We start from the raw sequence: 23,888 nt of genomic DNA, 5'->3' as shown, positions 1-23,888 counted from the left end.
CCATCAGGTTCCAAGATCTCCGCATGATACAACACCCTTGGCACGAGGCCAGTCCCGGCCCAAATCCTCCTCACGAAGTTCATGCGCTTGTGGAAATTCCTTCCGGAAGTAAGGCCAAGTTCGAAGTGGATAAAGACTCCGGGCTCATCAAACTAGACCGAGTGCTTTTTGCTTCCGCTCATTATCCCGCTCATTACGGTTTTATCCCCCAAACTTTGGGAGATGATAAGGATCCTTTGGATATTTTAGTACTCTGTTCAGAAGAAGTTCCCCCACTTTGTTTGGTGCCTGCCAGAGTGGTCGGGGTAATGAGGATGATAGATAGAGGAGAAGGTGACGAAAAGATCCTGGCTGTCGCCTCGGGAGATAGAAGTTTTGACGGCATTGAACATGTCTCTCAACTTCCCAATTCATTTAGGGCCGAGTTGACTCACTTCTTCTCCGTTTATAAACAATTGGAAAAAAAAGAAGTCAGGGTAGAAGAACCGGAAGGCCCCGAGGTAGCAAAGGAGTTAATCCTCAGAGCATTAGATTTTTATAAACAGAAGTTCCCTAAGAAGTGAAATTAGCCCAAGACCTCGTATACTTCGCTGGACTTGGACTTTCCCTTCACTTTTACTTTGCCTAATTTTTTGAAGGAATACTTTCTGCGATTCTTCAACTTGCGATATGTACTTTCGCTAAGTAGAAGGTTCGCATGAAATTCCTTGGTCAATCCCTCGATACGAGAAGCAAGATTGACAGCGTCGGAAATCACTGTCCCATCCATTCTTTCCTCTTCTCCGATGGTCCCGAGCATTAATGTGCCAGTATGAAGTCCTATACCGATTTGGATCGGCTCATAATGTCGATCCGCTCTGGATTGGTTTAGACTCTCCAATTCTCGGAGCATCTCCATCGCTGCATCCAGAGCCTGGTCCGGTAAATTAGGAAAGAGCGCCATAATTCCATCGCCCAGATACTTATCTACGAAACCACCGTGTTTGCGGATAATCGGCCCCATTTTTCTCATATAAGAATTCAAGAAATCGAAATTGTCTTTCGGAGTCATCTTTTCGGAAAGTTGGGTAAAAGATCTGATATCCGAAAATAGGATGGTCATTTCTCTTTGGACTTGGTCCCCTAAACCGATCTCAGTGATATCACTCTTATTCAAAAATTTCAGAAATGCTAATGGAACGAATCTACTATAGGCCTTGTTCACTTCCAACAAGTTGTCGGATAAACGTTCAATGTATAAGAACGCCTGGGAAAACCGAAAGGAAAGTAAATAGGACTGCACGAATATAAAGACGAATAATCCCAAAGGAAGATAATATCCGGTATTGACCACTGCCTGAGAATATAAACTATCGTTGATAGCTGCAGCCGTTAGCGCAATCATCCCTGCAATCGCCATCAGGGAACCTTCTGCTCCATTTCTTACCAAACGAACTAACACGAAGAAGATCCAAAATATTGCAAAAATTAAACATACTTGGAATGGGATCAAAGTATGAGTATAAATACTCGCGGGGGCAAGCACCACTATCGCGGATACTATAATGTTAAATCCAATAAAGAATTTTTTTAACTTCGTTGAGAATGAATGTGGATACAATGCATCTAAATAATAAATGAAGAATGGAACCGCTAAATAGAATGAAATATATTCTAGTTTATTAAAAAATTCCCAAGGTAGATGAGGGAATTTTTGGATCAGAAATCTTTCTCCAGTTACGAATATCCTAAGACAGATACTGGCACAGAATGCGCCGAAAAACAACCCGGTCATGTCCCTTCTTCTTAAAGAATATAAACCAAAATGGTACAATGCCATGATGATAATACTTCCGAATAAGAACATCTCGCTGAAAGAGCTATTGTCTCTGAAGTTTAGAAGGTCCGCTTCCGTTCCCATTCTTAGAGATTCCCAAAGTCCTCCCTTATAATGATCGAAATTCGAGATCTCTACTTGGAGTAAGATCTCCTTGTTGGGTTGTCCGATTGAAACATAAAGAGGAAGATACTGAGGACGAGATGAGTTTTCGTCAGGTCCCACCACTCCATTCCCCATGATCTTCTTCCCATCTAAATAGATAGAAGCCGCAGTTCCAGCTCCTTGGAAATGCATCATGAGCCTTCTCTGATTTTGGCCCGGGATAATTTTTAAAGTATAAGTACCGTACCCGAAAGCCATTAAAGGATTCATCCCTTCCAGCTTAGGAATTTGATTCCAGTTCCCCGGAATATTCACTACATGGGTCTGAGCATCTTTAGGTCCGAGGTCCGGTCTGGACACCGCAAGTTTCATCCACTGGAATTTCCACTCACCATCTAATTTTACGATCCCATCTTCCGCAAAGTTCCAATCTCTCAGATCCAAAACCCCATTTTCTGCTAGGGGAGAAATTTTAGGGGAAGTTTTGTTTCGACAGGAGAATAATATAAGAACCAGAAATAGAAAGAATGGAATTACTTTGAGAGATTTCATATGACTTTGATTCGAGATTAGACGATAGGTGTCTTTGTTTTCCTCGGATCGGAAGCTGAATTTCCCGACCCTTCTTCGGAAAGCGGGAGTAATACTAATAAAATTCTGAAATCTATTAAATCAGAAATTTAGAAATTCTGAGGGATTTTTGAAAAATTTTTCATTAAAGAATCCATAGCCCTCTTTAATGAAAAGTATTCAAAGTCTCCCGGAAGACATCCGGGAGTTTTATATGCTAGAATTTTTGTAAGAAGGTTTCCAGAATGTTGCGGAATTCTTCCGGCTGGTCCAATTGCAACCAATGTCCCGCATCAGAAATCACTTTATGAGGAAATCCTAAATGTAACCTGTGCAAAGCAAACTGGTCGTCGTTTTCAGGAGTAACTATAGCAAGTTTAGGACCCACATATCTTTTTAAAGAATGGTTCGGATCGTAATCCAATAGTTCGGATGTGATCTTGATCACTGTATCTTTAGGAGTCCTTGTCAATTCTCTCATCATCCTTTCTTTCACTTCAGGTTTAGAATGTGCCAACAATCGTTCCCAATAGGATTCGGCAGTTTGTACATAAGCATCCGAATATAATGCATTTTTAATCTGCGTGCGAACAGACTCTGGCAATTTTTTAGGATCGCCATTGGAATCCACGAGAACAAGCCCAGCTACTCTACTTGGATTTTCACCCGCATATTGCAATGCTACACTTCCTCCCATGCTATGGCCCACGAGTACAAATCTTTGGAGTCCCAGAAGATTTACAACTGTAGCCAGATCTTGCGCCATAGAAGAGATCCTATAATCCCCATCTTTAGGAAATTCTGAATCTCCATGACCTCTGAGCTCTATTCGGACAACTCTTCTGGTCGGAACGAGAGTATCCTTGATCTCTTCCCAATGAGAAACATTCCCTCCGAAAGAATGGATGAATACCACCGGCATCCCACCAAATCCTTCATCCTTATAGGAAATTTTTCCGGTAGGACCATGGACGGAGGTTTTGATAATTTCACCTTTACAAAGAACGATGCCAAAAACGGAAGTTGCTAGAGTAATCATAAAAACAAGTATAGCAGAATATACATGACAAGATCTGTCATATTTAGAGATTTATACTAAATTTATGAGAGCTGATAGGCTTCTAAATATTCTTCTGCATCTACAGGCAAAAGGAAGGACCACTGCAAAGGAACTTTCCAAAAAACTAGAAATTTCGGAACGAACAGTTCATAGGGATATGGAAGCACTTTCTGCGGCCGGTATTCCCATCTACGCAGAACGAGGGATCGGTGGAGGTTGGAGTTTAAGCGAGGGTTATAGGACAAACCTTACCGGTTTTAAAAAAGAAGAAGTGATCTCCTTATTGTTAGTTCATTCTTCTAGGGTCTTGGAGGATTTAGGAAAGAAGAAGGATTTCGATTCTGCTTTCGTCAAACTAATGGCCTCTCTTCCTCCCGCTTTTAGAAAGGATGCGGAAACTGCAAGGCAAAGAATTCATATAGATGGCCTCGGTTGGGGTCGCGCAATCAGAGAACTTCCGCTTCTTCCAATACTACAAGACGCGGTTTGGGAAGAAAAAAAAGTAAAGATCATCTACGAGAAAGAAGGTGGAAAGCCTGAACCAAGAACAATAGAACCTTACGGACTTGTGGCAAAGGATACGATCTGGTACGTGGTCGCGAAACGCGGAAAAGAAATGAGAGTCTATCGTATCTCTCGCATTAAAGAAGCAGCGATTACAACGGAAAGGTTCGAAAGACCAAAAAAATTCGATCTGAGCAAATATTGGGAAGAATGGATCAAAGAATTCAAATCTCGAGTTCCCAAATACCTGATCAAAGTTAAGGTAACTGATACCACCGCAGAACATATCAAAAATATTCCTTATATGAAATGCCTAAGCCATAAACAGATGGCAAAAGGTTTTACTGAAATGGTAATCGATATGGAAACTAAGGAATGGGCGTTAGGCAGTATGCTTCAATACTGTGACACTGCTTTTGTTTTGGAACCTTTAGAATTACAGGAAGCGATTCGACATAAGGCCAAACAAATCCTAAAAATTTACGAATAAAAACTTCTTAAAGATCGAATTTTTAAAGAGTCGGAAGAAGATTGATTTTCCGCCAAATCCGGGATAATTTTTCGAATAGAACTTCATGTCTTCTTCTCCTAAAAACTATTGGATCCGAAACCTGAACTTTCTGGAAAATCAGGAAGATGCGATACTCATCGCCGATAATAAGGGAAAACTTTTGGATTCGAATGTTCAGGCAAAAGAGCTTGGACTTGTCCCGGAAAAGAACGATCTAAAACATTCTTCTTGGTATCCAAAACTATTAAAAGTAGATTCAAAAGATCATTCTCATCTTACCTTACATCTTTCTTCCGGCAAAAGGAGATTCATTTGTCGAACAATCCCGATCCTAGTGGATGAAAAAGAACCTGCGAAGGCATTCTATTTTAGGGATATTACAGAAAGATCTTTCACGGAAGCAAAGGCAAAAAGATACGAGACCCTTTTTAGAAGAAGAGAAAATAAAATTAAAGAATTAGAAATTCGAGATCAACTCACTGGACTTTTTAATAGAGAATATACGATCGAATCCTTCCAGGCAGAACTTTATAGAGCGGAAAGAAGTGGCTCCACTGTCGGTGTGGTTTATTTGCATATTGATGGATTAAAAGAGATCAACGAAATATTCGGAAACACCGAAGGCGACCTTCTTCTGAAAGAAATGGGCAGGATACTTTTGGAAAATTCCAGAAGGAGCGATATCTCATCCAGAATAGGAGGCGAAAAATTCTTACTTCTTCTTCCGGGTGCACATAAGAATATAGTCTTGGAAAGAGCGGAAAAGATCAAAAGATTATTTTCGGAATCCTGCTCTAACGGTATTTGGGGAGAAGTAAAAATTACCGTTTCCTTAGGAGTCGCAATGTATCCGGAAGACGGTTCTACATACGATGTTCTTCTTCAAAAAGTCCAAACAGGAAATTATTAGTATTAACTTCTTTTACTGGGCTTAAACGCTGAGGTCATATTTTTAGAAGCTAACTTCTTCTCGTAAAATTCCTTGGATGCAGCGTAGATCGTTTTTTCGAAAGTGGCATACACCGTTCCTTCTTCATCTTCGTACTTTGCAGGAAGATCGAAAACGATTTCACCTTTTTCTAATATATCTTGTTTTGTTTTTTCGATCAATTCTTCTGTGATCAAAAATCGGATCTTTACTTTATCAAGGATCGGTCTGACGAATTTTACTTTCGCAGCCTTGTCCCAGACCACATAGTCCGGTCCGAGTATCCACATCATCATCAACATATAGTACGGATCTACAGAACTATAGATACTTCCCCCATAAATTGTTCCGACTCTATTTAACGTACGGAGATTTTTCTTTAAACTTACATGAAGTTCTCTTAAGTCTGAGGAAATAAATTGTATCTTTCCTCCTGTACACCACAAACAAGGCCAATGGTTTAAACGAAAACGCAACCACCAAGTTGATAGAGATTCTTTTTTATCGCTAGAGTATAATTTCATAATAGATTCTTTGCGGTCAGATTGGAAGCTCCGCTCTTCTTGGCAAAGCGATTTCCCTTTTGTTCACTCCGAAGAAGTTGCCTTATATTCCGATTATATCGAGATAACAAATCCAGAACCTTCTGATTCTTTAAAAAACAATCGTTATGTGAACTTTTTAAAAAAATTCGAAAGGACGTTGACATAGAAAAAGTTCCGGGTATTTCTTCTTCTACTCCGAATATCGGTGCAAAGCATTAAACTTTCATAATGCAGAAAAACAGATCATTTGAATGGTGAAAAAATGAAAACTTCCAAGGTATTTTCCTCCCGGATCGTCGCAGCCGCATTTATTTGTGCTGTGTCTCTGGTTGGAGCAGGATGTAAAGATTCCTCCTCGAACTACGATTCTTTGTTATTTTTAGTCCAAGCCAACGGTAAATCCGGTGGCTCTCTTCCTGCAGACATAAATTATAAGGCAGAATATCTAACTCCTCCTCCTTTGGACCAACCAAGCGGAATTCCTTTCGAGGGTGGGGGCACCAAGGGAAAAGATGGAAGAAGTCCACGACCAGTATATGCTCCAAAATTACAGATAGATCCGCAGGCTTGGATGAGCAGCGGATACCAATCCAGATCCAATACTCAGCTTAGAAACATTTGTATTCCTGGGACTCATGACTCCGGAACTTACGGGATCCAAGGAATCGACGAGAATATCTCACAAACGCAAGAATACAATGTGGGAGAACAATTATCTCTAGGGTATCGATACTTTGATCTTAGGATCAAAAAGATAGACGGAACGTTCAAGATCCACCATGGATCCAGCGTTTCTGTTTCCGCACAGGAAGTGTTCCAACATATCTCTAGCTTCGTGAATAATCGCAAGAAAGAGGTCGTATTCGTTCATATCCAGAACGTGGATAGCATGAGCGATGCGGAACATTACGAACTAAAAGACCAACTGGTTCTTCCTTATTTAGGTTCCAGAATGGCGCCTCGTAATTTAGGGAATTCAGTTAACTTCGGTCAACTTTGGGATCTAGACAAGAACGTAATCCTGATCTGGGGTGGCGGAAATTACGCAGACTTATCTCAATTGTATTGGAACCAAGGCCAAACAATGAAGAGCGATTGGCAGAATACCGGAAATGAATCCGATCTAATCAGTGCGCTTAGAGATCGCATCAAAGACGATCGAGGTGGAAAATTTTACGTAGCTCAAATGATCTTAACTCCAACTGCCGCTCAGATCATTTTCCCACCGTACTGGGGAAGTATAGAAGATCTTACCAATGATAAATTGGATCATGCAAGTTTTGTTTATGACTTAGATAGAGAAGCTAAAAAATCCGGACAACGTTTGAATATCGCGATGGTGGATTTTGCCGGTCCTCGTTTCTCTCAATATGCATTCGAAGCATGCATGGATGTGAATGACCTGGAGCCAAGATACTTCACTTTAAAAAGTAAACAATCCAATCTGTGTTTGGATGTAAGTAACAGTGGAACCGAAAACGGTACTCGTGTCCAAGTTTGGAACTGTAACAATACTAATGCTCAGAAATGGTTCTATGAACATTCCACAAGTCATCTAAGAAGCAAATTGAATAATGACAAGTGTTTGGATAACGGAGCAGAGAATTGGAACGGAGGTAAGATAGTACTCTGGGATTGTAGAGATAATATAGATAATATGAGATTCGATTTTTACGATGACTCTATGCGAGTCAGACAAAATGAATCTATCGCTGTAGATGCTAACGGTTCTACCAGCGGCTCTTTAGTAAGCCAATGGACTTGGCACGGTGGAAATAACCAACGTTGGGAGAAAAATTATGAAACCCCTTACTTCGCTCTGATCAACCAAGCCTCTGACAGATGTTTAGATATAAGCAACAGTAGTACTGCAAACGGTGCAAGAATCCAAGTTTACAACTGTAACGGGACAAACGCGCAAAAATGGTATTACGATGCAGGCAACGGTTTTCTTAGAAGCAAGCTGGATCCAAATAAATGTATGGATAACGGTGGAGAAGCTCGTAACGGTGGAAAGATCGCTCTCTGGGATTGTAAAGACATGAACAATATGAGATTCGATTTTGTAGGAGATAGTATCCGCAACCGAATCAACTCATTGTATGCCGTAGATGCCAATGGAACTTCCAACGGATCCTTAGTGAGCCAATGGGAATTCAAAAATACTAGCAACCAACTTTGGAAAAAATCATATTAATAAATAATAATATATTTAATCTCCCGGCTTCTCAGGCCGGGAATATTCAGAAGGTCCGGTTTTCACTGGACCTTCTTCTTTTGTTTAGCTCCCAAAACTTGCTTTCACTGCCGTATATGCCTGTGCTATAAAATACACGAAAACCGAAAAGGATGTAGAAGCGGAAAGCATCCAAACTCCCAAACCGATTGGAGATCCCCAAGAATACCAAGGGTAATCCGGAATTTCGTTCTTGCTATTTTCTGCCATGTTTGTTCTCCTTAGATCGAATTAACTCGATGATTAATTATCTTGATTATCGAGATACTTGACGGTCAAAATAATTGCAAGACAAAAAAATCCCAAAAACCAAGCCCGAATTGCTGGAATCCATTATGACCGATTCCAAAAACCTGAGCACCGTATCCATTTTATTTCACCAGACCATCGCGGATCGGCTTGGGTTGCACATTACAGATCACAAATGTGTGGATTTTCTATTTACACAGGGGCCCCAAACCGCGGGGGAAATCTCTAAGAGTATGGGACTCAGCACAGGAGCAGTAACTTCTCTCATTGATCGTTTGGAGAAGAAGGGACTAGTTGAACGCAAGAATGATCCGAATGATAGGAGAAAGGTGAGAATTTTTCTGACCCAGGATATGGCCGCTATGCAAAAAATAGGAGGTCTATTCGAAGGTTTAGCAAAATCCGTTTGGGAACATCTTTCAGCTTATACTGCCGAAGAACTAAAGGTCATTTTAGATTATACCCGCAAATCGATCCGGATCATGGAAGAAGAAAGAGAAAAACTTCTGCAGAACCGACCGGACGTATAATCCTTTTAGAAGGATTCTACTATTCTGCTTATTTTTTTAAGCTTGCTCAACTAGCCGATTTTGCAGAACAATTCTGCGAAAACTTTTAGAACTAAATGAATTCCAAACTTTTTGGGAATTTTTAGAGGAGGAAAGAATGAAAGCTTTAGTCACTGGAGCGAGCGAAGGGATCGGAAGAGAATTCGCCAAACAACTTGCGGCAAAAGGTTATAAGATCACTGCAGTCGCAAGAAACGAAGTAAGACTCAAACAACTAATAGATGAGCTCGGAAAAGGCCATACATTTATCGTCGCAGACTTATCTGATCCGAAATCAACTGCAAAGATCCAAAAAGAATTAGAAAACAACCATTACGATTTATTAATAAATAATGCAGGTTTCGGGGTATACGGACCGTTTGATAAAGCAGATCTACCTAGATTACAAGCGATGACACGTCTTAATATTGATTCCCTTGTTTCTTTGTCCTATTCCTTTCTAAAAAATTCCCAGTCAGGAGATTCCTTGATGAATATCTCTTCTACTCTGGGCCTTGTTCCTATGCCTTCTTCCGGTGTGTATTCTGCGACTAAGGCATTCGTAACTTCCTTCAGTGAATCTTTATGGTATGAGCAGAGAAAAAGAGGTGTCTACGTTATGGGACTTTGCCCCGGTGTGACGGTTTCTAACTTTTTCGAAAGAGCAGGAGGAGATCCTAAAGATTTCCCGAAAGCAATCGCTCAATCAGCAGAGACATTGGTAGAATATGCTTTGGCAGCTTTGAAAAAAAGAAGCTCGCCTACTGTGGTATCAGGACTTCCGAATAAAGTTTTAGTAAAGGTTTCTAAGCTGATCGGCAGAAAGGCTACAGTTAAATTGATGGGAAAAATGAGGTAATATATAAAATGACGTCCCCTTTTTTTGGAGAATTTTTAGGCACGTTTGTGCTAATACTTTTAGGAGACGGAGTAGTAGCCGGAGTTTTATTAGAAAAATCTAAAGCAAAAGATTCCGGCTGGATCGTGATCACTGCCGCCTGGGCATTCGCGGTCATCTTAGGAGTTTTCACGGCCAAAGCATTTGGAAGTGCGGATGCCCACTTAAACCCTGCAGTTACTTTGGCATTTGCAGTTCAATCGGGAGAATATTCTAAAATTCCAATATACCTTCCTGCACAATTCCTGGGGGCGTTCTTAGGTGCCGTGGCTGTATATCTACATTATCTTCCTCATTGGAAAGAGACCAAAGATTCAGGAAAAATTTTAGCTGTATTCTCTACCGACCCTGCGATCTCTAATCCTCCTTCTAACTTTATCAGCGAGTTTTTAGGTACCTTCTTATTGATCATAGGACTCCATTCAATATTCTCCCCGCAGATTGCCGATGTAACCACGCCGATCGGTGTAGGCTATGTGGGAGTTCTGGTCTGGGTGATCGGACTTTCTATGGGCGGAACCACGGGATATGCGATCAATCCTGCGAGAGATTTAGGACCTAGATTGGCACATTATATTCTTCCTATCGCAAACAAAGGAAACTCAGGATGGAAATATGCATGGCTTCCAATTCTTGCTCCTTTAGCGGGCGGAGCAGTTGCTGGAATATTCTTAAAATCTATATTATAATCGGTGGGATCGGATCGACAGTATGAAATCATTCCAAATCAAACAAACATTCTTAATATTCTTTTTGATGTATATATCTTGTGGCGGAGAACAGATCCGAAATACCCCGATCGAGGGTAATTTGGATCTGCAAGGACATAGAGGAGCTAGAGGTCTAAAACCGGAAAATACTTGGCCGGCATTCGAAGAGGCCCTTTCCCAAGGAATGACCACAATCGAACTGGATACGGTTCTCACCAAAGATCAGAAAATTATAATACACCATGATTCCGAATCTAATCCAGCATTATGTTCTAAAAAAGACGGATCGGAGATCGTTTCCAAATCCATTTATGAACTGACTCTTGCAGAATTAAAAGAATTAGATTGTGGAACTAAAAAGAATCCCAAATTTCCCGAGCAGATCTCCGTCCCGGGAACGGAACTTTTGACCATCCAAGAATTTTTTGAAAAAGTCCAAACCTGGGAACGAACCGGAAAAAGAAAAGTTATCCCTAAATTTAATATAGAAACCAAATTCCCGAATGATGAACAGTCACAAGTCTCTAATGAAATTTTAGAAGCTCACGTAAGTCTTTTGATCAAGGCAATCGAAACTGCTAAAGTTGTAGACCGTTCAACAATCCAATCTTTTTACCTCCCAGCACTTTCCTTAGTGAAGAAAAAAAATCCTAAGATCCAAACTTCTGCGTTATTCTCCCTCACATATCCTCAAGGCGCAGCGATGAAATTCGGATTCGGTGGCTCCAGAAGGGAACTTGTTTTAAATCAAACAAAAGAGTTAAAAGCGGATATTATTTCTCCTTATTTTTTATTCGTAACGGATGAATTCGTTTCAAAAGCTCATTCTTTAGGGATTAAAGTGATTCCTTGGACTGTGAATGAAACTCAAGAAATGGAAAGATTAATTAAAGCTGGCGTGGATGGAATTATTACAGATTATCCGGATCGATTGAATTCTGTTCTTAAAAAACATTAGACACACTTCGGGTCCTGCTTATCCTAACGGGAAGTGAAGCGGTCTCTTTTACTTCTTTCCACTTTCTGGTTTTGTTTCTCTTTAGAAGCGGCACCGATCCAAGATGGAGTGTTGCAAATTTCCTCTCAGGATCTTGCTGAACATTCAGAGGTTATTCCATTAAATGGGAACTGGCAATTCATATACGGAGAATTTGTTTCTCCTGAAAAAAGCCAAGCAGCTAACTGGGATATGTTATCCGTTCCCCATTCCTGGCAGGATACTAAAAAAGGAGACCAAGTACTTCCAAGAGAAGGAGCTGCAAGTTTTCGTCTATCCATCATCTTTCCTGAAGAAGATCTGAAAAAAGAGATCGGGTTGATGATGCCTGATTTTGCATCCGCTTATAAATTATATTATAACGGAAAATTGATTTATTCTTCCGGAACTCCGAACTTAGAACCTTCTTCCGAAATTCCTAAAATCAAATCTGTGTATCTACCCTTAAGAGTAGAGAAGACAAATACGGAAATTTTAATCCAAGGCTCCAATTGGATCAATAATTTCGGCGGTTTCTGGCAGGTTCCAAAAATCGGAACATTAGAAGCGATTTACAGAGAAAAGTTGATCACCCAATCCAGAGAATCGTTTTTGTTTGGCGGGCTTCTTTTGATAGGACTATATCATACCGGGCTTTTCCTATTTAGAAGAAAGGAAAAGTCCGCATTCTATTTTGCATTATTTACGTTTTTATTAACTTTGAGAGTTGCATTGATCGGCAACAGGCTTGTCCTAGAAATTTTCCCGGACTTTCCTTGGGAATCCGTTTTTAGATTGGAATTCTTCTCCTTCTATACCGCAGTTCCGATCTTTTTGATGTTCCATCGCTCTTTGTTCCCAGAGGATACAATTCCTTGGGTGCCGGCCATCGCCTGGGTTATAGCGATTGCTTACGATATCACTCTATTATTTCCGATCGGATTTTTCACAAAGATCGTAGAACCATTTCAAATCGTAACCGGAATCGGCCTACTCTATGTCCTGTTCACCGTATGTTTAGGAGTTTGGAGAAAAAGAGAAGACTCCATCTTATTCCTCACAGGATTTTTTGCATTCGGGATCACAGTAGGAATAGATCTACTTTGGGACAAATTAAATCTGAGAGGGATCAATCTTTCTCCTTATGGACTTCTTGTATTCACTCTCTCTCAATCTTTAGTGCTTTCCAGAAGGATAGCAAGAGCATTCAGAAAATCTGAAATACTCAGTGAAAATTTAAGGATCACAAACAGTGCACTGAACATTCTAAAAGACAACTTGGAAGTTCTTGTTCGAGAAAAAACTTCCGAATTAAATCATTCCTTGGAAAGAATACGAAAAGATTTACTCGTTGCCCAAAGAATTCAGAAGAAACTTTTTCCGGAAAATGTAGAATCTTACAAAGAATTAAAATACGCAGTTAAATATCTTCCGAGAGACGAAGTAGGCGGAGACTTCTATGATATTTTCGAAGTTTCTCCCGGAGTGTATCGGATCTTTCTTGCGGATGCCACCGGGCATGGAGTACAAGCTGCGTTAGTCACTATGGCAATCAAGGCGGAATACGAAGGTATCAAATTCGGAGCGAAAGATCCAGGATTCTGCTTAGATCTGTTGGATGATAAGTTCCAAAGAAAATTCTCTTCTTTAGGAACCATATTCTCTTCTATCATCGTAGATATTTATGCGAGAGAAAATAGATTAGTGTACGCATCAGCAGGACATCCCGACCAAATTCTGGTACATTCTTCTCATCTTATGAATTTAAGAAGGACCGGAGCCATCATAGGTTTAAAGAATAAAAAAAGTTACGAAAACCAAGAACTGGATTTTTCCAATGGAGATAGGATGTTCCTTTTTTCGGATGGTGTCTTTGAACAATTCAATTCCAAAAGAGAAGCCTGGGGAGAATCCAGATTGAGAAAACGGATCTCTGAACTTTCGGAAGAACCTATCGAAAATATTCCCGATATGGTAATGAAAGATTTGGATCTATGGTTAGAATATTCACAACCGCAAGATGATATCAGTTTAATTGCGATAGAAAGGGTCTGACTAAATCGACTTTTTCATAACACTTGTATAGAGTTCCACAAGGAAAAGAGTAAGTGCGGAAAAAGACGGAAACGCGATCTATTCTTCGTCTTCCTCCAACCCTAAATAAAACAGGGCCCATAAAGTATCGAATAAGATCTGCATTAATAGTGCGAACCTTTCTTCTCTATCTTGTACATTTTTGAAGTCTTCGATCAAAAAGGTAACAAATGGTTCTAAGATCCTTCTCTCTTCCAGGTCCGGAATAGAATTCAGACTTTTGATGGAAAAGTTGGCTTCGACAGGAACATTATGAAAATTTAATCGACTATTTATGACTAGAACCGCTATTTCTAGAAGTTCTGCATCGGACATTGTTTTTACGCCCGCATCGTTCAATCCCGATAGTAGACCTGAAATCGCCTCGTCAGTGATCTCTTCACTTCTATCCTCGTCTTCGTCGCTATAAGCCTCTGAAATTGCGATGAGAACCGCAGTAGCTTGGTCCCAAAAAGAAGATAACGCCTCGTCCAAGCGAGCCTCATCCTCTTCGGTCAATTCCCTTTTGAACCCTGAGTCTAGATCATCATAAAAAGGTTCCGGATCGTCCGTCTCATATGCTGCAGAAACGAATGTACGAACAGCGATCCAAAACGGGGACTTTTCGTGGCCTATGCGAAGAATTTCCTCGGCATATTTAGCGACTGTGGCTCTCCAATCGGAAAGGGAATAGGAAGGAATCTCCATATTCAAATATTCTTCACTCTCTCCAAACTCGTCGACACTATAAATCTTTTCGTATTATTTTTTAAGGAGAAATTTGAGTGAGATCTTTTGCTTACCTATAGATTCTAGTTGCTCCTTGCTGAGAAAGAGCGAATGTTTTCCCCATGAGTATTGACGAAGATTATGATTTCCCACGATTTCGCTCGGATTCGAATGCGGGTCATTATGAGAGTTGGTTCGTAAGAGGAAATCATCCCGTTCGCCCTCTTGCAATTTGGATCCGTTATACTATTTTTTCTCCTAAACACTACCCTGAAGATTCTATAGGGGAATTATGGGCGATCTACTTCGACGGAGAAAATGGAAAACATTATGTTTCTAAATCGGAATATCCTATTTCAGAATGCGAGTTTTCCGGAGATCCATTTCATATCCGAATAGCTTCTTCCGTGCAAGATCATAAAGGGCTCAAAGGTAAATCGGGGAACAAACAAGGTTCTACAAATATAGAATGGGACCTAAACTTCTCAGGTGGAGATAAACCTCTTTTTCTTTTTCCTAAAGATCTATATGCAGGTGGTTTTCCAAAGGCAAAGGTCTTAGTCGGAAAACCTTCCGTATTACTTAATGGATTTATAAAATTAGAAAATAATAAAATAGATATGAAAGATTGGAAAGGAAGTCAGAATCATAACTGGGGACCGAAACATACTGACCAATACGCGTGGGGACAAGTAGCAGGTTTCGATGGAGAAGAAGGTTCCTTTCTCGAACTGGCGACTGCAAAGATCAAGATTGGCCCACTCTGGACTCCTGCAATCACTCCAATCGTTTTACGTTTGCATGGACAAGAATATGCTCTTAACGGTTTATTCTCCTCCTTCGGAAGAGCGAACTATCATTATTTCGATTGGAAGTTTCAGGCTTCTTCTCCTGAAATAAAAATAGAAGGAAGAATTCACGCGGATAAAAAAGACTTCGCATGCCTACGTTATGCGAATCCTCCAGGCGGCTGGAAGTTTTGTTTAAACAGCAAAATAGCAAGGGCAGAAGTTTTGGTCCAAAGAAAAGGAGAGACTTCTCCCCTTCGATTACGATCTGCCAGAAGTGCAGCATTTGAAATACTTACTGAGGATCCTTCTCACGGTTTGTTGACTGAAGTTTAATATTCTTATACTCCAGAACTTTTTCGAATTGACCAGGTTCCCTTTCTCGAAAATTTTGAGAGTCAGCCTCAGTTTCTTTTAGCCCAAAAGTATTATTCCTTAGGATAAACCGAAACGAAACGGGATTTTAGACAAAATTTCCCCAGGCGGCCTGAGATGGAATGCAGAGTGACGGAAAATCCTTATTGACTTTTCTTGAGACTTATTCTCACTTGCAAAATCAAGCCGGTCCCTGTCCCAGGAGCCGGAGGGAGTCATCCCCACAGTTCATCTCTGGCCCCGGCCGGATTTTATCCGGACCGGGGATTTTTCCCAAATTTTAAGGAGATTTCCATGCGGAACGTCCAAACAAAAATATTTTCAATACTGTTCAGTATGACCCTATTCGGTTCCCTGATTTCTTGCGAAGGTCCGGGTAGCAATAATGCTGCTGCAGCGCTTTTAGGTTTGGATATTCCTGCCAGCGCAACTAAGGCAGAAGCACTCACACGTTATGCGGATCTAGCTTATGAATCCTATAACCAAGCGGCGACGGATGCAACAAGCTTACTTGCCGCTCTTACTACCTTCACTACTACTCCAAACGAAACAAATCTGACTGCAGCCAGAAACGCATGGGTTGTAGCGAGATCCAGTTACTTGGTAACGGAAGCATTTCGTTTTAGTAATGGACCGATCGATGCGGATCCTGGCTTCTGCGGAGCTCCGGGAGGTTCCGTTTACTCCGGAACCGACGAATGTGAAGGCGCGATCAATGCGTGGCCTTTGGATGAAGTAGTCATAGACAATTATATCAATAGCTTATCGTCCGCTCCTACTTTTGCGGACATCTATGCTAAAAACGGAGATTCTACCTTGGCTTCCGGTAGCGAAGGTGATACTGAGAAAGTGGTCATGACCGGTTATCATGCGATCGAATATCTTCTTTGGGGACAAGATAATTTAAGCGGTGGAGACAACTCGACTCCTGGACAAAGAGCAGCAACTGATTTTTCAGGGGCCGGAGTGCCTAGTTATAGAAGAGCTTATATTTTGGCGGTTACCCAAGGTGTGATCGGTCATCTGCAGCAAATTAGAGATCAATGGGATCCGGCTGTCACCTCCGGCATTTATAGAACAGATACTTTTTTAGCTTCCGGAAATACGGATACGTCCTTGAAAAATATTTTTGACGGTCTTACCGCATTTATGGTTCAGGAATGGGGAGGAGATCGTTTATCGGGTGTAGATAGCGAACTCCAAGAAGACGAACATTCCTGTTTCAGCGATACTACTAAAGCGGATTTCTATTATGATGCACAAGGTGTTTATAATATCTGGACCGGACATTACAGCGTTAAGAAAGGAGTAAACATCAGCACAGGTGCGGGACTCGTAAATCTTCTGAGTAGCAAAAACCAAGGCTCCGTCACTTCCGAAATTGAAAGCGCAAGAAATACTTTCTGTATCAATCTGAGCAACGAGACTACCGATCCCAACTACACTGCCTCTTGCCCAAGCGGAAGTTTATCGCACCGTTACGATCAAGTGATCATGCATCCGACAGATAGCCAACATAGCGTCTTAGAGAATGTAGGATTATTGATCAATACAACTTTGGCTCAAAACGTAGTTAGGGCAAAGAATGTTTTAGGACTCTAATCGATTTAACTGTATGGGAGTCGGACTCTTATTTTCCGGCATAAAGATAAAAATGAACTGTGATAAAAACAAAGGTCTCCGCAAAAACGGGGACCATAAAAAACACCTGATCGGCCTAAAAGGTTCGATCTTATTTCTTACGATCGCGTTACTCTCACTTGGATGTGATCCCTCCAGTGGAGACAACAGCATGGCACTATTAGCCGCTTTAAATTCTTCTAATGGTTCGGTGGATCCAGGTGAAGAATATTCCGGCGGTTACACAACGAACTTCGTTTCAAATGCGTTTGCATTCGATATTCGTGCCGCAAATTTAAGATCGGGGGGAGCGACCAAGTTTAATAAAGGAAACTCCTTCTTCAATATCACTTGGGTCTCAGAAGGAAGCAGCTCTCCTGCAGGACTCGGGCCTACTTTTAATACCACCTCCTGTCAAAATTGCCATCAAGGCGACGGTAGAGGAGCTCCCCCTTCTTCCGGTTCTTTGAATAATGTCCCGGGAATTTTAATCCGCCTTTCTCAAAACGGCTCCAATCCTACTACGGGAGGACCTGTCGGTCTGGATAATTATGGTCTTCAGTTGAACCATAAAGGATTAGGCTGCAATCCTGCGGTTTACGATTCCAATTTCGATTGCGATAGCGGAAGTATCACCGGTTCGAATTTCACTCCTCCGGAAGGAGCCGCCTCGGTATCTTACGGTTCCAAAGCCGCTCCGAATTATCCGAGCGGAAGTACCACTTATCCGGAAGGAACTAACGTAACTCTAAGCGAACCCACATACTCTTTTACTTGGAACCCGCTATTTGGGGATCCTACTGCTTCCGTAAACGGTTTCAACTTCTCTCCAAGAACCGCACCTATGATACCAGGTTTAGGTCTTTTACAGGCGATCCCTGAAAGCACAATACTTGGCTGGGCGGATCCGAGCGATTCGGATGGAGATGGTATATCAGGAAAAGTGAATATGGTTTGGAATGCATCGACTAGCTCCAAAGTCTTGGGAAGATTCGGTTGGAAAGCGAACGAGCCTAGTTTGTCCCAACAGAATCAGGGAGCTTTTTTGGGGGATATGGGAATCACTAGTCCTTTATTCTCTACGGATAATTGCACTTCTGCTCAAACTGCATGTATTACAAACTCTGCAGGAACTGCGAGCCCCGAAATCTCCGCGAATCTTGTGGATGCTGTCGTATTCTATAGTATGCTCGTTGGAGTTCCTTCCAGAAGAAATATTACGGATACGGATGTAGTCGCAGGAAAAGCTCTCTTTACGAGTGTGGGTTGCGCCGGCTGTCATAAGCCTTATGTTCAAACAGGATTTGTTTCCGGATTTCCTGAGATTTCCTACCAGCATATCAAACCGTATACGGATCTATTACTTCACGATATGGGTCCAGGACTCGCGGACGGAAGACCCGATTTCGATGCAAGCGGTCAAGAATGGAGAACTCCTCCTCTTTGGGGTTTAGGCCTGATCCAAACAGTAAACGGACATTTAAAACTTCTACATGATGGAAGAGCGAATGGGATCGAAGAAGCGATCCTATGGCACGGAGGAGAAGCGGATACCGCTCGTGGAAATTTCCAAAGCCTGACTGCGGCTCAGAGACAACAACTAATTACATTTTTAGAATCCCTATGAGAGAGGAAAATATGAATCTTAAATCTGCGATAAAACATTATAAAAATATAATTATCATAACATTGATTTCCTCTTTCTCCTTCGTAGGTTGCGAAGGAGGGTCAAGCTCTAACATGGGAGCGTTAGCCATCTTATTTTCCTCAAGTGCGGATTATACTAAGGTGTTAAAATATTCCGGAACAAATGTGGTTCTTCCCAGTTTGCTCGCTCTAAAGAACGACACCGCAACCTTAGAAACTAAAGCTTTAGCTTATTATACCACTCAGAACGCCACAACCTTGGGAGAATTGCAAGACGCCTGGAAGGCCGCCCACGTTTCCTTGAAAAAAGTGGAAGTTTTCTATTTTGGTCCGGGAACCTATCCTTCTACCAAAAACTATTACGTTAAAATGGATGCATTCGAGACCATTTCCGCGAGACCTTTATGGACATACGTGAATAAGATTATCACGAATACCGCTTCTTGTGCGACTACGGATCCAATCACTAGTACGGATTTAGCTGCTTGTTCCGTAATATATAAGGGATTTGAGCCTTTGGAAATGCTTATCTTCTCTTCCGACAGTCTTGCAAGTACGATCGACGATGCAACTTCGATCAATTCGGTCAACACTGCAGGCTCTAGAAGATTAGAATACATTAAATCACTTGGTCAATTGATCAACCAGGACGCGAATAGTTTGTATACTTCTTGGGACCCAGCCGGAGGGAATTTTTTAGGAAATTTTATCGCAGGAAACGGATCTTATTTTTCCAACCAAGGAGTCGCGTTCGATACGTACGTTCAATCCTTGGGAAATATAGTGTACCAAATCTGGGACGGGAAATTAGGAGGACCTGCTTGCATAACACCGGGATGTTCTACAAACCCAAATCCTAAATCCACTGAGGCTACCTTCTCCAGGAATGCTTATCAGGATCTATATGATAATCTTTTAGGTTTCGAACTAGGATACCAGGGAAATCCAGCGGATACGGATGCAGTTACTCTTTCTACGATGATCCAAGCTCAAAATTCTCAATTGGATACCGATATCAAAGCTGCAATTGCCGCTTTAAAAGCAGCGATCAATCCCTCCAATGATTTGTATGCTCAAATCGAAGCTGATGGAACTTCGGTAGGGACAAGTATCACTACAAATGTGCAACCGATATACAACCTTGCTGAGGCACTAAAAGTCCTTTTTAATGTGGACGCGTTCTCAGCATTAGACGTTCCGAGCCTTCCTCCTGCGGCGGACGGAGACTAATCCTTTTATAAAATACTAATATGTATTGTTTGAGATAGAAACGATATATATTAGTATTCCATTCTGATTCTCCAAATTTGTCTTGCCAATCTTTCCGTTAGACTTTTCTCTAACGGACTATGTTTAGTTCTCTATTTCCATTAATTGCCTTTACTGCTTGGACCATTCTACTCGTACTCATCGTAGTATCTTTTAGAACAGTGCAGGTATTGGCTGGCACCAAAAAATCCAACGAGTTTCCCGCATGGATACAGCACGGTTCCGACCTGTATTGGAGGATCCACCGTGCTCATTTGAATTGCGTAGAAGGTCTTCCTGTTTTCGGAGTTTTAGTTTTGACCTTTATACTTTCAGGCTATCAAAACGATACCTTTGATCTTCTCGCCTGGATCGTATTCGGAGCAAGGATCCTACAAACAAGCGCTCATTTAAGCGGAGGTGGCGTTTGGAACGTGAATGTAAGATTTACAGGATTTATAATCCAATATATTTGTTTCACAGCGATGCTAGTGATATTAGTACGTTCCATTCTATAATTTACATGCAACCGAACCGGGAAGGAGACTTCCCGGTCTTATCATTGATCAATCTTCCGGAATATTCTCCATTAGGGCCGATTTTGAAAAACCTCTTGACCGTAGCGTATATTTGAGGTTAACCTTCGGGATACATGGCTTCCAAGTTCGATTATCTCCGTAAAAATTTATATGCAATGGCGGAGCTATGTTTGGAACAAATCCTGATCTTGGACGACGCAATCGAACAAGAGAATCCGGACCTTGCTAAACAGGTGATCGAAAGAGACGATCTGATCGATAGTTTGGAAAAACAAAACGATAACCTCTCCCAAAATGCAATTTTAGAAGCGATCGCAAATCGTAACTTACTCGGGATGGACCAAATCGACGGAGAAGTTGTACTCAAAAGAGATCCGCTGCGATTCGCACTCTCCTCCATTCGTATCAACAGAAGTTTAGAAAGAATGGGAGACCAGATCGTAAACTGCGCTACTTGTTACCGAAGGGGACTTCTTCCAAAGGGATTTTTCAGACAGGAAGAAATTTTGGACAAGATGCTCTCCAGAGTAGTCACTCTTGTGGGAATGGCTGTAGAATCCTTAGTAGAAGAGAAAAACAGATTCTATGGCTCTGTTCATACTGTAGAGGAAGAACTAAACAATCTATGTCATGCTGCGTTCTTAAAGTTTGTATTGGATCCAAGATTGGATAAAAACCAATTCGCAGACTTATACAGAATGATCTTAGGGATAGAAAGAGCCGGAGACTATGCTGTAAACATCGCAGAAGAGCTGGTGCGTTTAAATACGGGTATGGACATTCGTCATCTTTCCGATCCCGTCCAAGTCACCGAAAAGACGAAAACTTCCTGAGATACATTAGAAAAATTGAATTATTGCTGAACGCAGACAACTGATTTTGCAACGTTACAGAAGTCAGGAGTTCCTGCAGATATTCCACCAACGTTTGGATCGTTAGAGCTTGCAAAATTTCCTTGGTCGGAAAGGTTACTGGAAGTCCAACCTTGGCAGGTATTTGCGGTAGACCAATCCGTCTGCAAGCCTGTCCAATATCCCGCGGCAGTCGCAGCGATCCCGCTTCCAGTTCCGAATGCAAATAATGCGTTCGCATCCGTTGAAAAAGCTTTGGTAAAGGCGCCACCGTTAAAATCTATATAGTCTTTGTTCGGCTTTAACACCCAGTCTATCTTAGAGGGCATAGCTCTCCTCCAAGTCCCGGCTACTGCAAAAGTTTTGTAGGTTCCGGACGGAAGACCGGTCAAAGAGTTCGCAGCGTTCTGGCAAACAAAGTCAGCTAAGCCGCCGGATCCGAAATCTCCGGCAAAGGATGCGCTTGTGGCAAATAAGAATTTATCATTATCTTTCTGTAATATTGGATAAGGGATCGTCTCGGAATCCGGGGTTAGAATAGAGATCACAACGGAATTATCCGTGGAATCCGAATCGTCTGACGAACCTGTTATAGTCAAAGTCTGAGGAACATTATAATCGGATGGAGTAAATATCAGAGAGGATGGAGCAACGGAAGCAATTGCAGGATTACTACTGGAAAAATTATAAGTTACGGAAGAAGAATCCGGTTTATGCACCAAGGAAACGGATAGAACAAGGGAGCCGGCTTCCGGAAGAGAATTTCCACCAGTAATGATAATCTCTTTGTCACATCCATTGATCAGACAGCTTATAATTGCATTTTCATAATATTCTTTTGTGTTAGGATCTCCTGAATTTTCGGATTTGATCGCACAAGACGCTTGAAAAACCGAAAAACAAATCGCAAAGAATAAGGAAATCCGCTTGATCAGCATAAAAAATTAAACCGGATCCTTAAAACGGGAGGATTCGGAGCCATTATTGGATTCGAAACCTTCTTTTTGCTCTAAATAACTTTCTAATTCTTCTTTTAGACCGTGTGGAAGTTGAAGTCCCGAACTTTCTATCCTTTCGTTATATTTACTGAAAGAAAATCTATGTCGAGAAGTTCCAAGATAGACACTTAAAGCTTCGGAACCCCATTCCAAAATATCTCGGATATATTCTTCATTCTCTTCTAACTTTTCCGCATAAGGAATGAAGAGAGGTCTATTTACAGGACGGCCTATCGTCCTATAAAATAAAAGTCTGCGAAGGACTTCGTGATCATTCCAATTGCCTGCGTCGAGCGCTCTTTCCACCATTCTGAGATTGATACAATCTAGAAACTCTATCTTTAGATTTTCATTCTTCAATCTTCTACGAAGGCTTGCCTTAATCTCTTCGGATTCATATAAAAAATTAGGACAATATTCAGGACATTCTTGGTCCTTATGTAAATCACAATAATGTAATAGAATACAATCTATATCAGAAGAAGGTTCTACGATCCCAAAATTGATCGAACCTAAAATTTCAACGCCTGTACGAAATCCTTTGTCTTCCAATTCCTTTAAGGCGATGCGGCAAGCCTGCATTCTTCTCAAAGCTTCTTTGGTATCGTAGTTACGGTATTTATTTTTGAGGGCTACGTATTTTTCTATCAGATAGGTCATTCGAACAATTCTCGCAAATAGCGGTTCATACCGTGTAATACTATCTCCGGGATTTCATGTCCACCCGGAAATGCCAGCAACTCACCAACCCAGCCTGCGTCTTTTAACACTGTTTCTAATCTTTTCGCGGCAGGATAACCGAGCACAGGGTCCATTCTACCATGACTTTGAAAAAATTTATAGCCCGGAGTTTGTTTAGCATACTGGGACCAATGAGTCTCATCCAACAAAGTTCCCGACAGAATGACAAGACCTTGGGGCTTTTTCTCTGCCTTAAGAGTAATCTCGGTCGCGAGCATCGCACCTTGGGAAAAACCGCCTAAAATAATCCGATCCATCGGAACATCTAAGGCTTGGATCATCTCTTCTACCTTTTGTTTTGCCTCTGCCAGACCGGCCGGATAACGTTCAAAAAGTTCTCTAGAACCTCCTGCAACCATGGCTCTTTGTAGGGCTTCCATATCGATCGGAAACCAAGCCTTACCGTTATAACCTGGCGCAATCGGAATTTCTAAGATCCCATCCGGAAAAATGAAATTCGTACCTTCGGGGACATCCATGTATGAATACAAAGGCAGAAGATCGAACGCATTTGCACCGTAACCGTGTAAAAAGATAACATATGGCCCTTGCGGATCGCCTGGGATACGAGCTGCTTTAACAGGACCTAATTGAACGAGAGGAATATCATACATGGTTTCCTT

Annotated in this window: 23 protein-coding genes; 15 read left to right on the top strand and 8 right to left on the bottom strand. The window is 41.4% G+C overall.

What is annotated here, in order from left to right:
- The first annotated feature begins 26 nt into the window (after positions 1 to 26).
- Entirely contained in the window at positions 27 to 563 is a 537-nt protein-coding gene (locus tag CH352_RS01770; protein ID WP_024864077.1) for an inorganic diphosphatase, read from the top strand.
- 2 nt (positions 564 to 565) lie between these two features.
- Here the strand turns inward: CH352_RS01770 and CH352_RS01765 are convergent, their stop codons facing one another.
- Together CH352_RS01765 and CH352_RS01760 are read right to left on the bottom strand one after the other, a co-directional pair.
- Entirely contained in the window at positions 566 to 2,473 is a 1,908-nt protein-coding gene (locus CH352_RS01765) for an adenylate/guanylate cyclase domain-containing protein (protein ID WP_100706446.1), read from the bottom strand.
- Positions 2,474 to 2,708: 235 nt separating this feature from the next.
- Positions 2,709 to 3,530: an alpha/beta fold hydrolase gene (locus CH352_RS01760; protein ID WP_100706447.1), complete on the bottom strand. Its 822-nt coding sequence runs from the start codon at positions 3,528 to 3,530 to the stop codon at positions 2,709 to 2,711.
- A gap of 64 nt (positions 3,531 to 3,594) precedes the next feature.
- Here CH352_RS01760 and CH352_RS01755 point away from each other — a divergent pair, with 64 nt between their 5' ends.
- On the top strand, positions 3,595 to 4,545 hold the full coding sequence (locus CH352_RS01755; RefSeq protein WP_100706448.1) for a helix-turn-helix transcriptional regulator: 951 nt from the start codon (positions 3,595 to 3,597) through the stop codon (positions 4,543 to 4,545).
- Positions 4,546 to 4,630: 85 nt separating this feature from the next.
- Positions 4,631 to 5,476 carry a GGDEF domain-containing protein gene (locus CH352_RS01750; RefSeq protein WP_100706449.1) on the top strand — a complete coding sequence of 282 codons (846 nt, stop codon included), beginning with the start codon at positions 4,631 to 4,633 and terminating at the stop codon, positions 5,474 to 5,476.
- 2 nt (positions 5,477 to 5,478) lie between these two features.
- On the opposite strand, the gene CH352_RS01745 is transcribed toward CH352_RS01750, so the two are convergent.
- A complete protein-coding gene (locus CH352_RS01745) occupies positions 5,479 to 6,018 on the bottom strand; it encodes a DUF4442 domain-containing protein (protein ID WP_100706450.1) in 540 nt (179 codons plus the stop codon).
- A 283-nt stretch (positions 6,019 to 6,301) separates the two neighbouring features.
- Here CH352_RS01745 and CH352_RS01740 point away from each other — a divergent pair, with 283 nt between their 5' ends.
- The gene (locus tag CH352_RS01740) at positions 6,302 to 8,236 is read left to right on the top strand and encodes a ricin-type beta-trefoil lectin domain protein (protein WP_207766668.1); all 1,935 of its coding nucleotides are present in this window, start codon (positions 6,302 to 6,304) and stop codon (positions 8,234 to 8,236) included.
- A gap of 84 nt (positions 8,237 to 8,320) precedes the next feature.
- Here the strand turns inward: CH352_RS01740 and CH352_RS18985 are convergent, their stop codons facing one another.
- Positions 8,321 to 8,485 (bottom strand): hypothetical protein, encoded by a 165-nt coding sequence (locus CH352_RS18985; protein ID WP_165780163.1) that lies wholly within the window; start codon positions 8,483 to 8,485, stop codon positions 8,321 to 8,323.
- A 125-nt stretch (positions 8,486 to 8,610) separates the two neighbouring features.
- On the opposite strand from CH352_RS18985, the gene CH352_RS01735 reads away from it, so the two are divergent.
- The 5 genes from CH352_RS01735 (at position 8,611) to CH352_RS01715 (ending at position 13,711) form a co-directional block, all read left to right on the top strand.
- Entirely contained in the window at positions 8,611 to 9,054 is a 444-nt protein-coding gene (locus tag CH352_RS01735) for a MarR family winged helix-turn-helix transcriptional regulator (RefSeq protein ID WP_243396284.1), read from the top strand.
- Between the two features lie 136 nt (positions 9,055 to 9,190).
- Positions 9,191 to 9,931, top strand: a complete 741-nt coding sequence (locus CH352_RS01730; protein WP_100706453.1) for an SDR family NAD(P)-dependent oxidoreductase — start codon at positions 9,191 to 9,193, stop codon at positions 9,929 to 9,931.
- A gap of 8 nt (positions 9,932 to 9,939) precedes the next feature.
- Positions 9,940 to 10,659, top strand: a complete 720-nt coding sequence (locus CH352_RS01725; protein ID WP_100706454.1) for an MIP/aquaporin family protein — start codon at positions 9,940 to 9,942, stop codon at positions 10,657 to 10,659.
- 22 nt (positions 10,660 to 10,681) lie between these two features.
- A complete protein-coding gene (locus tag CH352_RS01720; protein WP_100706455.1) occupies positions 10,682 to 11,638 on the top strand; it encodes a glycerophosphodiester phosphodiesterase in 957 nt (318 codons plus the stop codon).
- Between the two features lie 33 nt (positions 11,639 to 11,671).
- Entirely contained in the window at positions 11,672 to 13,711 is a 2,040-nt protein-coding gene (locus CH352_RS01715) for a PP2C family protein-serine/threonine phosphatase (protein ID WP_100706456.1), read from the top strand.
- A gap of 78 nt (positions 13,712 to 13,789) precedes the next feature.
- Here the strand turns inward: CH352_RS01715 and CH352_RS01710 are convergent, their stop codons facing one another.
- Complete coding sequence (locus CH352_RS01710; protein ID WP_100706457.1) at positions 13,790 to 14,437, bottom strand: hypothetical protein; 648 nt, start codon at positions 14,435 to 14,437, stop codon at positions 13,790 to 13,792.
- Positions 14,438 to 14,580: 143 nt separating this feature from the next.
- Between CH352_RS01710 and CH352_RS01705 the strand changes: the two genes are divergently transcribed.
- From CH352_RS01705 to CH352_RS01680, 6 genes are all read left to right on the top strand, one after another.
- Positions 14,581 to 15,582, top strand: a complete 1,002-nt coding sequence (locus tag CH352_RS01705) for a hypothetical protein (RefSeq protein ID WP_100706458.1) — start codon at positions 14,581 to 14,583, stop codon at positions 15,580 to 15,582.
- Between the two features lie 333 nt (positions 15,583 to 15,915).
- The gene (locus CH352_RS01700) at positions 15,916 to 17,223 is read left to right on the top strand and encodes an imelysin family protein (protein WP_100706591.1); all 1,308 of its coding nucleotides are present in this window, start codon (positions 15,916 to 15,918) and stop codon (positions 17,221 to 17,223) included.
- A gap of 52 nt (positions 17,224 to 17,275) precedes the next feature.
- On the top strand, positions 17,276 to 18,868 hold the full coding sequence (locus CH352_RS01695) for a di-heme oxidoreductase family protein (protein ID WP_100706592.1): 1,593 nt from the start codon (positions 17,276 to 17,278) through the stop codon (positions 18,866 to 18,868).
- Positions 18,869 to 18,981: 113 nt separating this feature from the next.
- On the top strand, positions 18,982 to 20,118 hold the full coding sequence (locus CH352_RS01690) for an imelysin family protein (protein ID WP_100706593.1): 1,137 nt from the start codon (positions 18,982 to 18,984) through the stop codon (positions 20,116 to 20,118).
- Between the two features lie 119 nt (positions 20,119 to 20,237).
- Positions 20,238 to 20,654, top strand: coding sequence for an MAPEG family protein (locus CH352_RS01685; protein WP_100706459.1), 417 nt, complete (start codon positions 20,238 to 20,240; stop codon positions 20,652 to 20,654).
- 134 nt (positions 20,655 to 20,788) lie between these two features.
- Complete coding sequence (locus CH352_RS01680; protein WP_100706460.1) at positions 20,789 to 21,508, top strand: phosphate signaling complex PhoU family protein; 720 nt, start codon at positions 20,789 to 20,791, stop codon at positions 21,506 to 21,508.
- A 20-nt stretch (positions 21,509 to 21,528) separates the two neighbouring features.
- Here the strand turns inward: CH352_RS01680 and CH352_RS01675 are convergent, their stop codons facing one another.
- Genes CH352_RS01675 through CH352_RS01665 form a run of 3 tightly spaced genes read right to left on the bottom strand, consistent with a single transcriptional unit; the run spans position 21,529 to position 23,879 of the window.
- Entirely contained in the window at positions 21,529 to 22,464 is a 936-nt protein-coding gene (locus CH352_RS01675) for a DUF1554 domain-containing protein (RefSeq protein WP_100706461.1), read from the bottom strand.
- Positions 22,465 to 22,470: 6 nt separating this feature from the next.
- Positions 22,471 to 23,184 (bottom strand): hypothetical protein, encoded by a 714-nt coding sequence (locus CH352_RS01670; RefSeq protein WP_100706462.1) that lies wholly within the window; start codon positions 23,182 to 23,184, stop codon positions 22,471 to 22,473.
- Positions 23,181 to 23,879, bottom strand: coding sequence for an alpha/beta hydrolase (locus tag CH352_RS01665; protein WP_165780173.1), 699 nt, complete (start codon positions 23,877 to 23,879; stop codon positions 23,181 to 23,183). Before CH352_RS01665 ends, CH352_RS01670 begins: the two co-directional genes overlap by 4 nt.
- Positions 23,880 to 23,888: the final 9 nt, after the last annotated feature.

Origin of the sequence: Leptospira hartskeerlii (assembly GCF_002811475.1) — a bacterium.
Classification (GTDB): domain Bacteria; phylum Spirochaetota; class Leptospiria; order Leptospirales; family Leptospiraceae; genus Leptospira_B; species Leptospira_B hartskeerlii.
Note: the sequence above shows the minus strand (reverse complement) of the source record. Positions and strands in the feature narration are given on the sequence as shown.

Excerpts from the sequence above, each read along its gene's own strand:
- CH352_RS01765 (WP_100706446.1), bottom strand. The coding sequence starts at position 2,473 with ATGAAATCTCTCAAAGTAATTCCATTCTTTCTATTTCTGGTTCTTATA.
- CH352_RS01760 (WP_100706447.1), bottom strand. The coding sequence starts at position 3,530 with ATGATTACTCTAGCAACTTCCGTTTTTGGCATCGTTCTTTGTAAAGGT.
- CH352_RS01755 (WP_100706448.1), top strand. The coding sequence starts at position 3,595 with ATGAGAGCTGATAGGCTTCTAAATATTCTTCTGCATCTACAGGCAAAA.
- CH352_RS01750 (WP_100706449.1), top strand. The coding sequence starts at position 4,631 with ATGTCTTCTTCTCCTAAAAACTATTGGATCCGAAACCTGAACTTTCTG.
- CH352_RS01745 (WP_100706450.1), bottom strand. The coding sequence starts at position 6,018 with ATGAAATTATACTCTAGCGATAAAAAAGAATCTCTATCAACTTGGTGG.
- CH352_RS01740 (WP_207766668.1), top strand. The coding sequence starts at position 6,302 with ATGAAAACTTCCAAGGTATTTTCCTCCCGGATCGTCGCAGCCGCATTT.
- CH352_RS18985 (WP_165780163.1), bottom strand. The coding sequence starts at position 8,485 with ATGGCAGAAAATAGCAAGAACGAAATTCCGGATTACCCTTGGTATTCT.
- CH352_RS01735 (WP_243396284.1), top strand. The coding sequence starts at position 8,611 with ATGACCGATTCCAAAAACCTGAGCACCGTATCCATTTTATTTCACCAG.
- CH352_RS01730 (WP_100706453.1), top strand. The coding sequence starts at position 9,191 with ATGAAAGCTTTAGTCACTGGAGCGAGCGAAGGGATCGGAAGAGAATTC.
- CH352_RS01725 (WP_100706454.1), top strand. The coding sequence starts at position 9,940 with ATGACGTCCCCTTTTTTTGGAGAATTTTTAGGCACGTTTGTGCTAATA.
- CH352_RS01720 (WP_100706455.1), top strand. The coding sequence starts at position 10,682 with ATGAAATCATTCCAAATCAAACAAACATTCTTAATATTCTTTTTGATG.
- CH352_RS01710 (WP_100706457.1), bottom strand. The coding sequence starts at position 14,437 with ATGGAGATTCCTTCCTATTCCCTTTCCGATTGGAGAGCCACAGTCGCT.
- CH352_RS01705 (WP_100706458.1), top strand. The coding sequence starts at position 14,581 with ATGAGTATTGACGAAGATTATGATTTCCCACGATTTCGCTCGGATTCG.
- CH352_RS01700 (WP_100706591.1), top strand. The coding sequence starts at position 15,916 with ATGCGGAACGTCCAAACAAAAATATTTTCAATACTGTTCAGTATGACC.
- CH352_RS01695 (WP_100706592.1), top strand. The coding sequence starts at position 17,276 with ATGAACTGTGATAAAAACAAAGGTCTCCGCAAAAACGGGGACCATAAA.
- CH352_RS01690 (WP_100706593.1), top strand. The coding sequence starts at position 18,982 with ATGGGAGCGTTAGCCATCTTATTTTCCTCAAGTGCGGATTATACTAAG.
- CH352_RS01685 (WP_100706459.1), top strand. The coding sequence starts at position 20,238 with ATGTTTAGTTCTCTATTTCCATTAATTGCCTTTACTGCTTGGACCATT.
- CH352_RS01680 (WP_100706460.1), top strand. The coding sequence starts at position 20,789 with ATGGCTTCCAAGTTCGATTATCTCCGTAAAAATTTATATGCAATGGCG.
- CH352_RS01675 (WP_100706461.1), bottom strand. The coding sequence starts at position 22,464 with ATGCTGATCAAGCGGATTTCCTTATTCTTTGCGATTTGTTTTTCGGTT.
- CH352_RS01670 (WP_100706462.1), bottom strand. The coding sequence starts at position 23,184 with ATGACCTATCTGATAGAAAAATACGTAGCCCTCAAAAATAAATACCGT.
- CH352_RS01665 (WP_165780173.1), bottom strand. The coding sequence starts at position 23,879 with ATGTATGATATTCCTCTCGTTCAATTAGGTCCTGTTAAAGCAGCTCGT.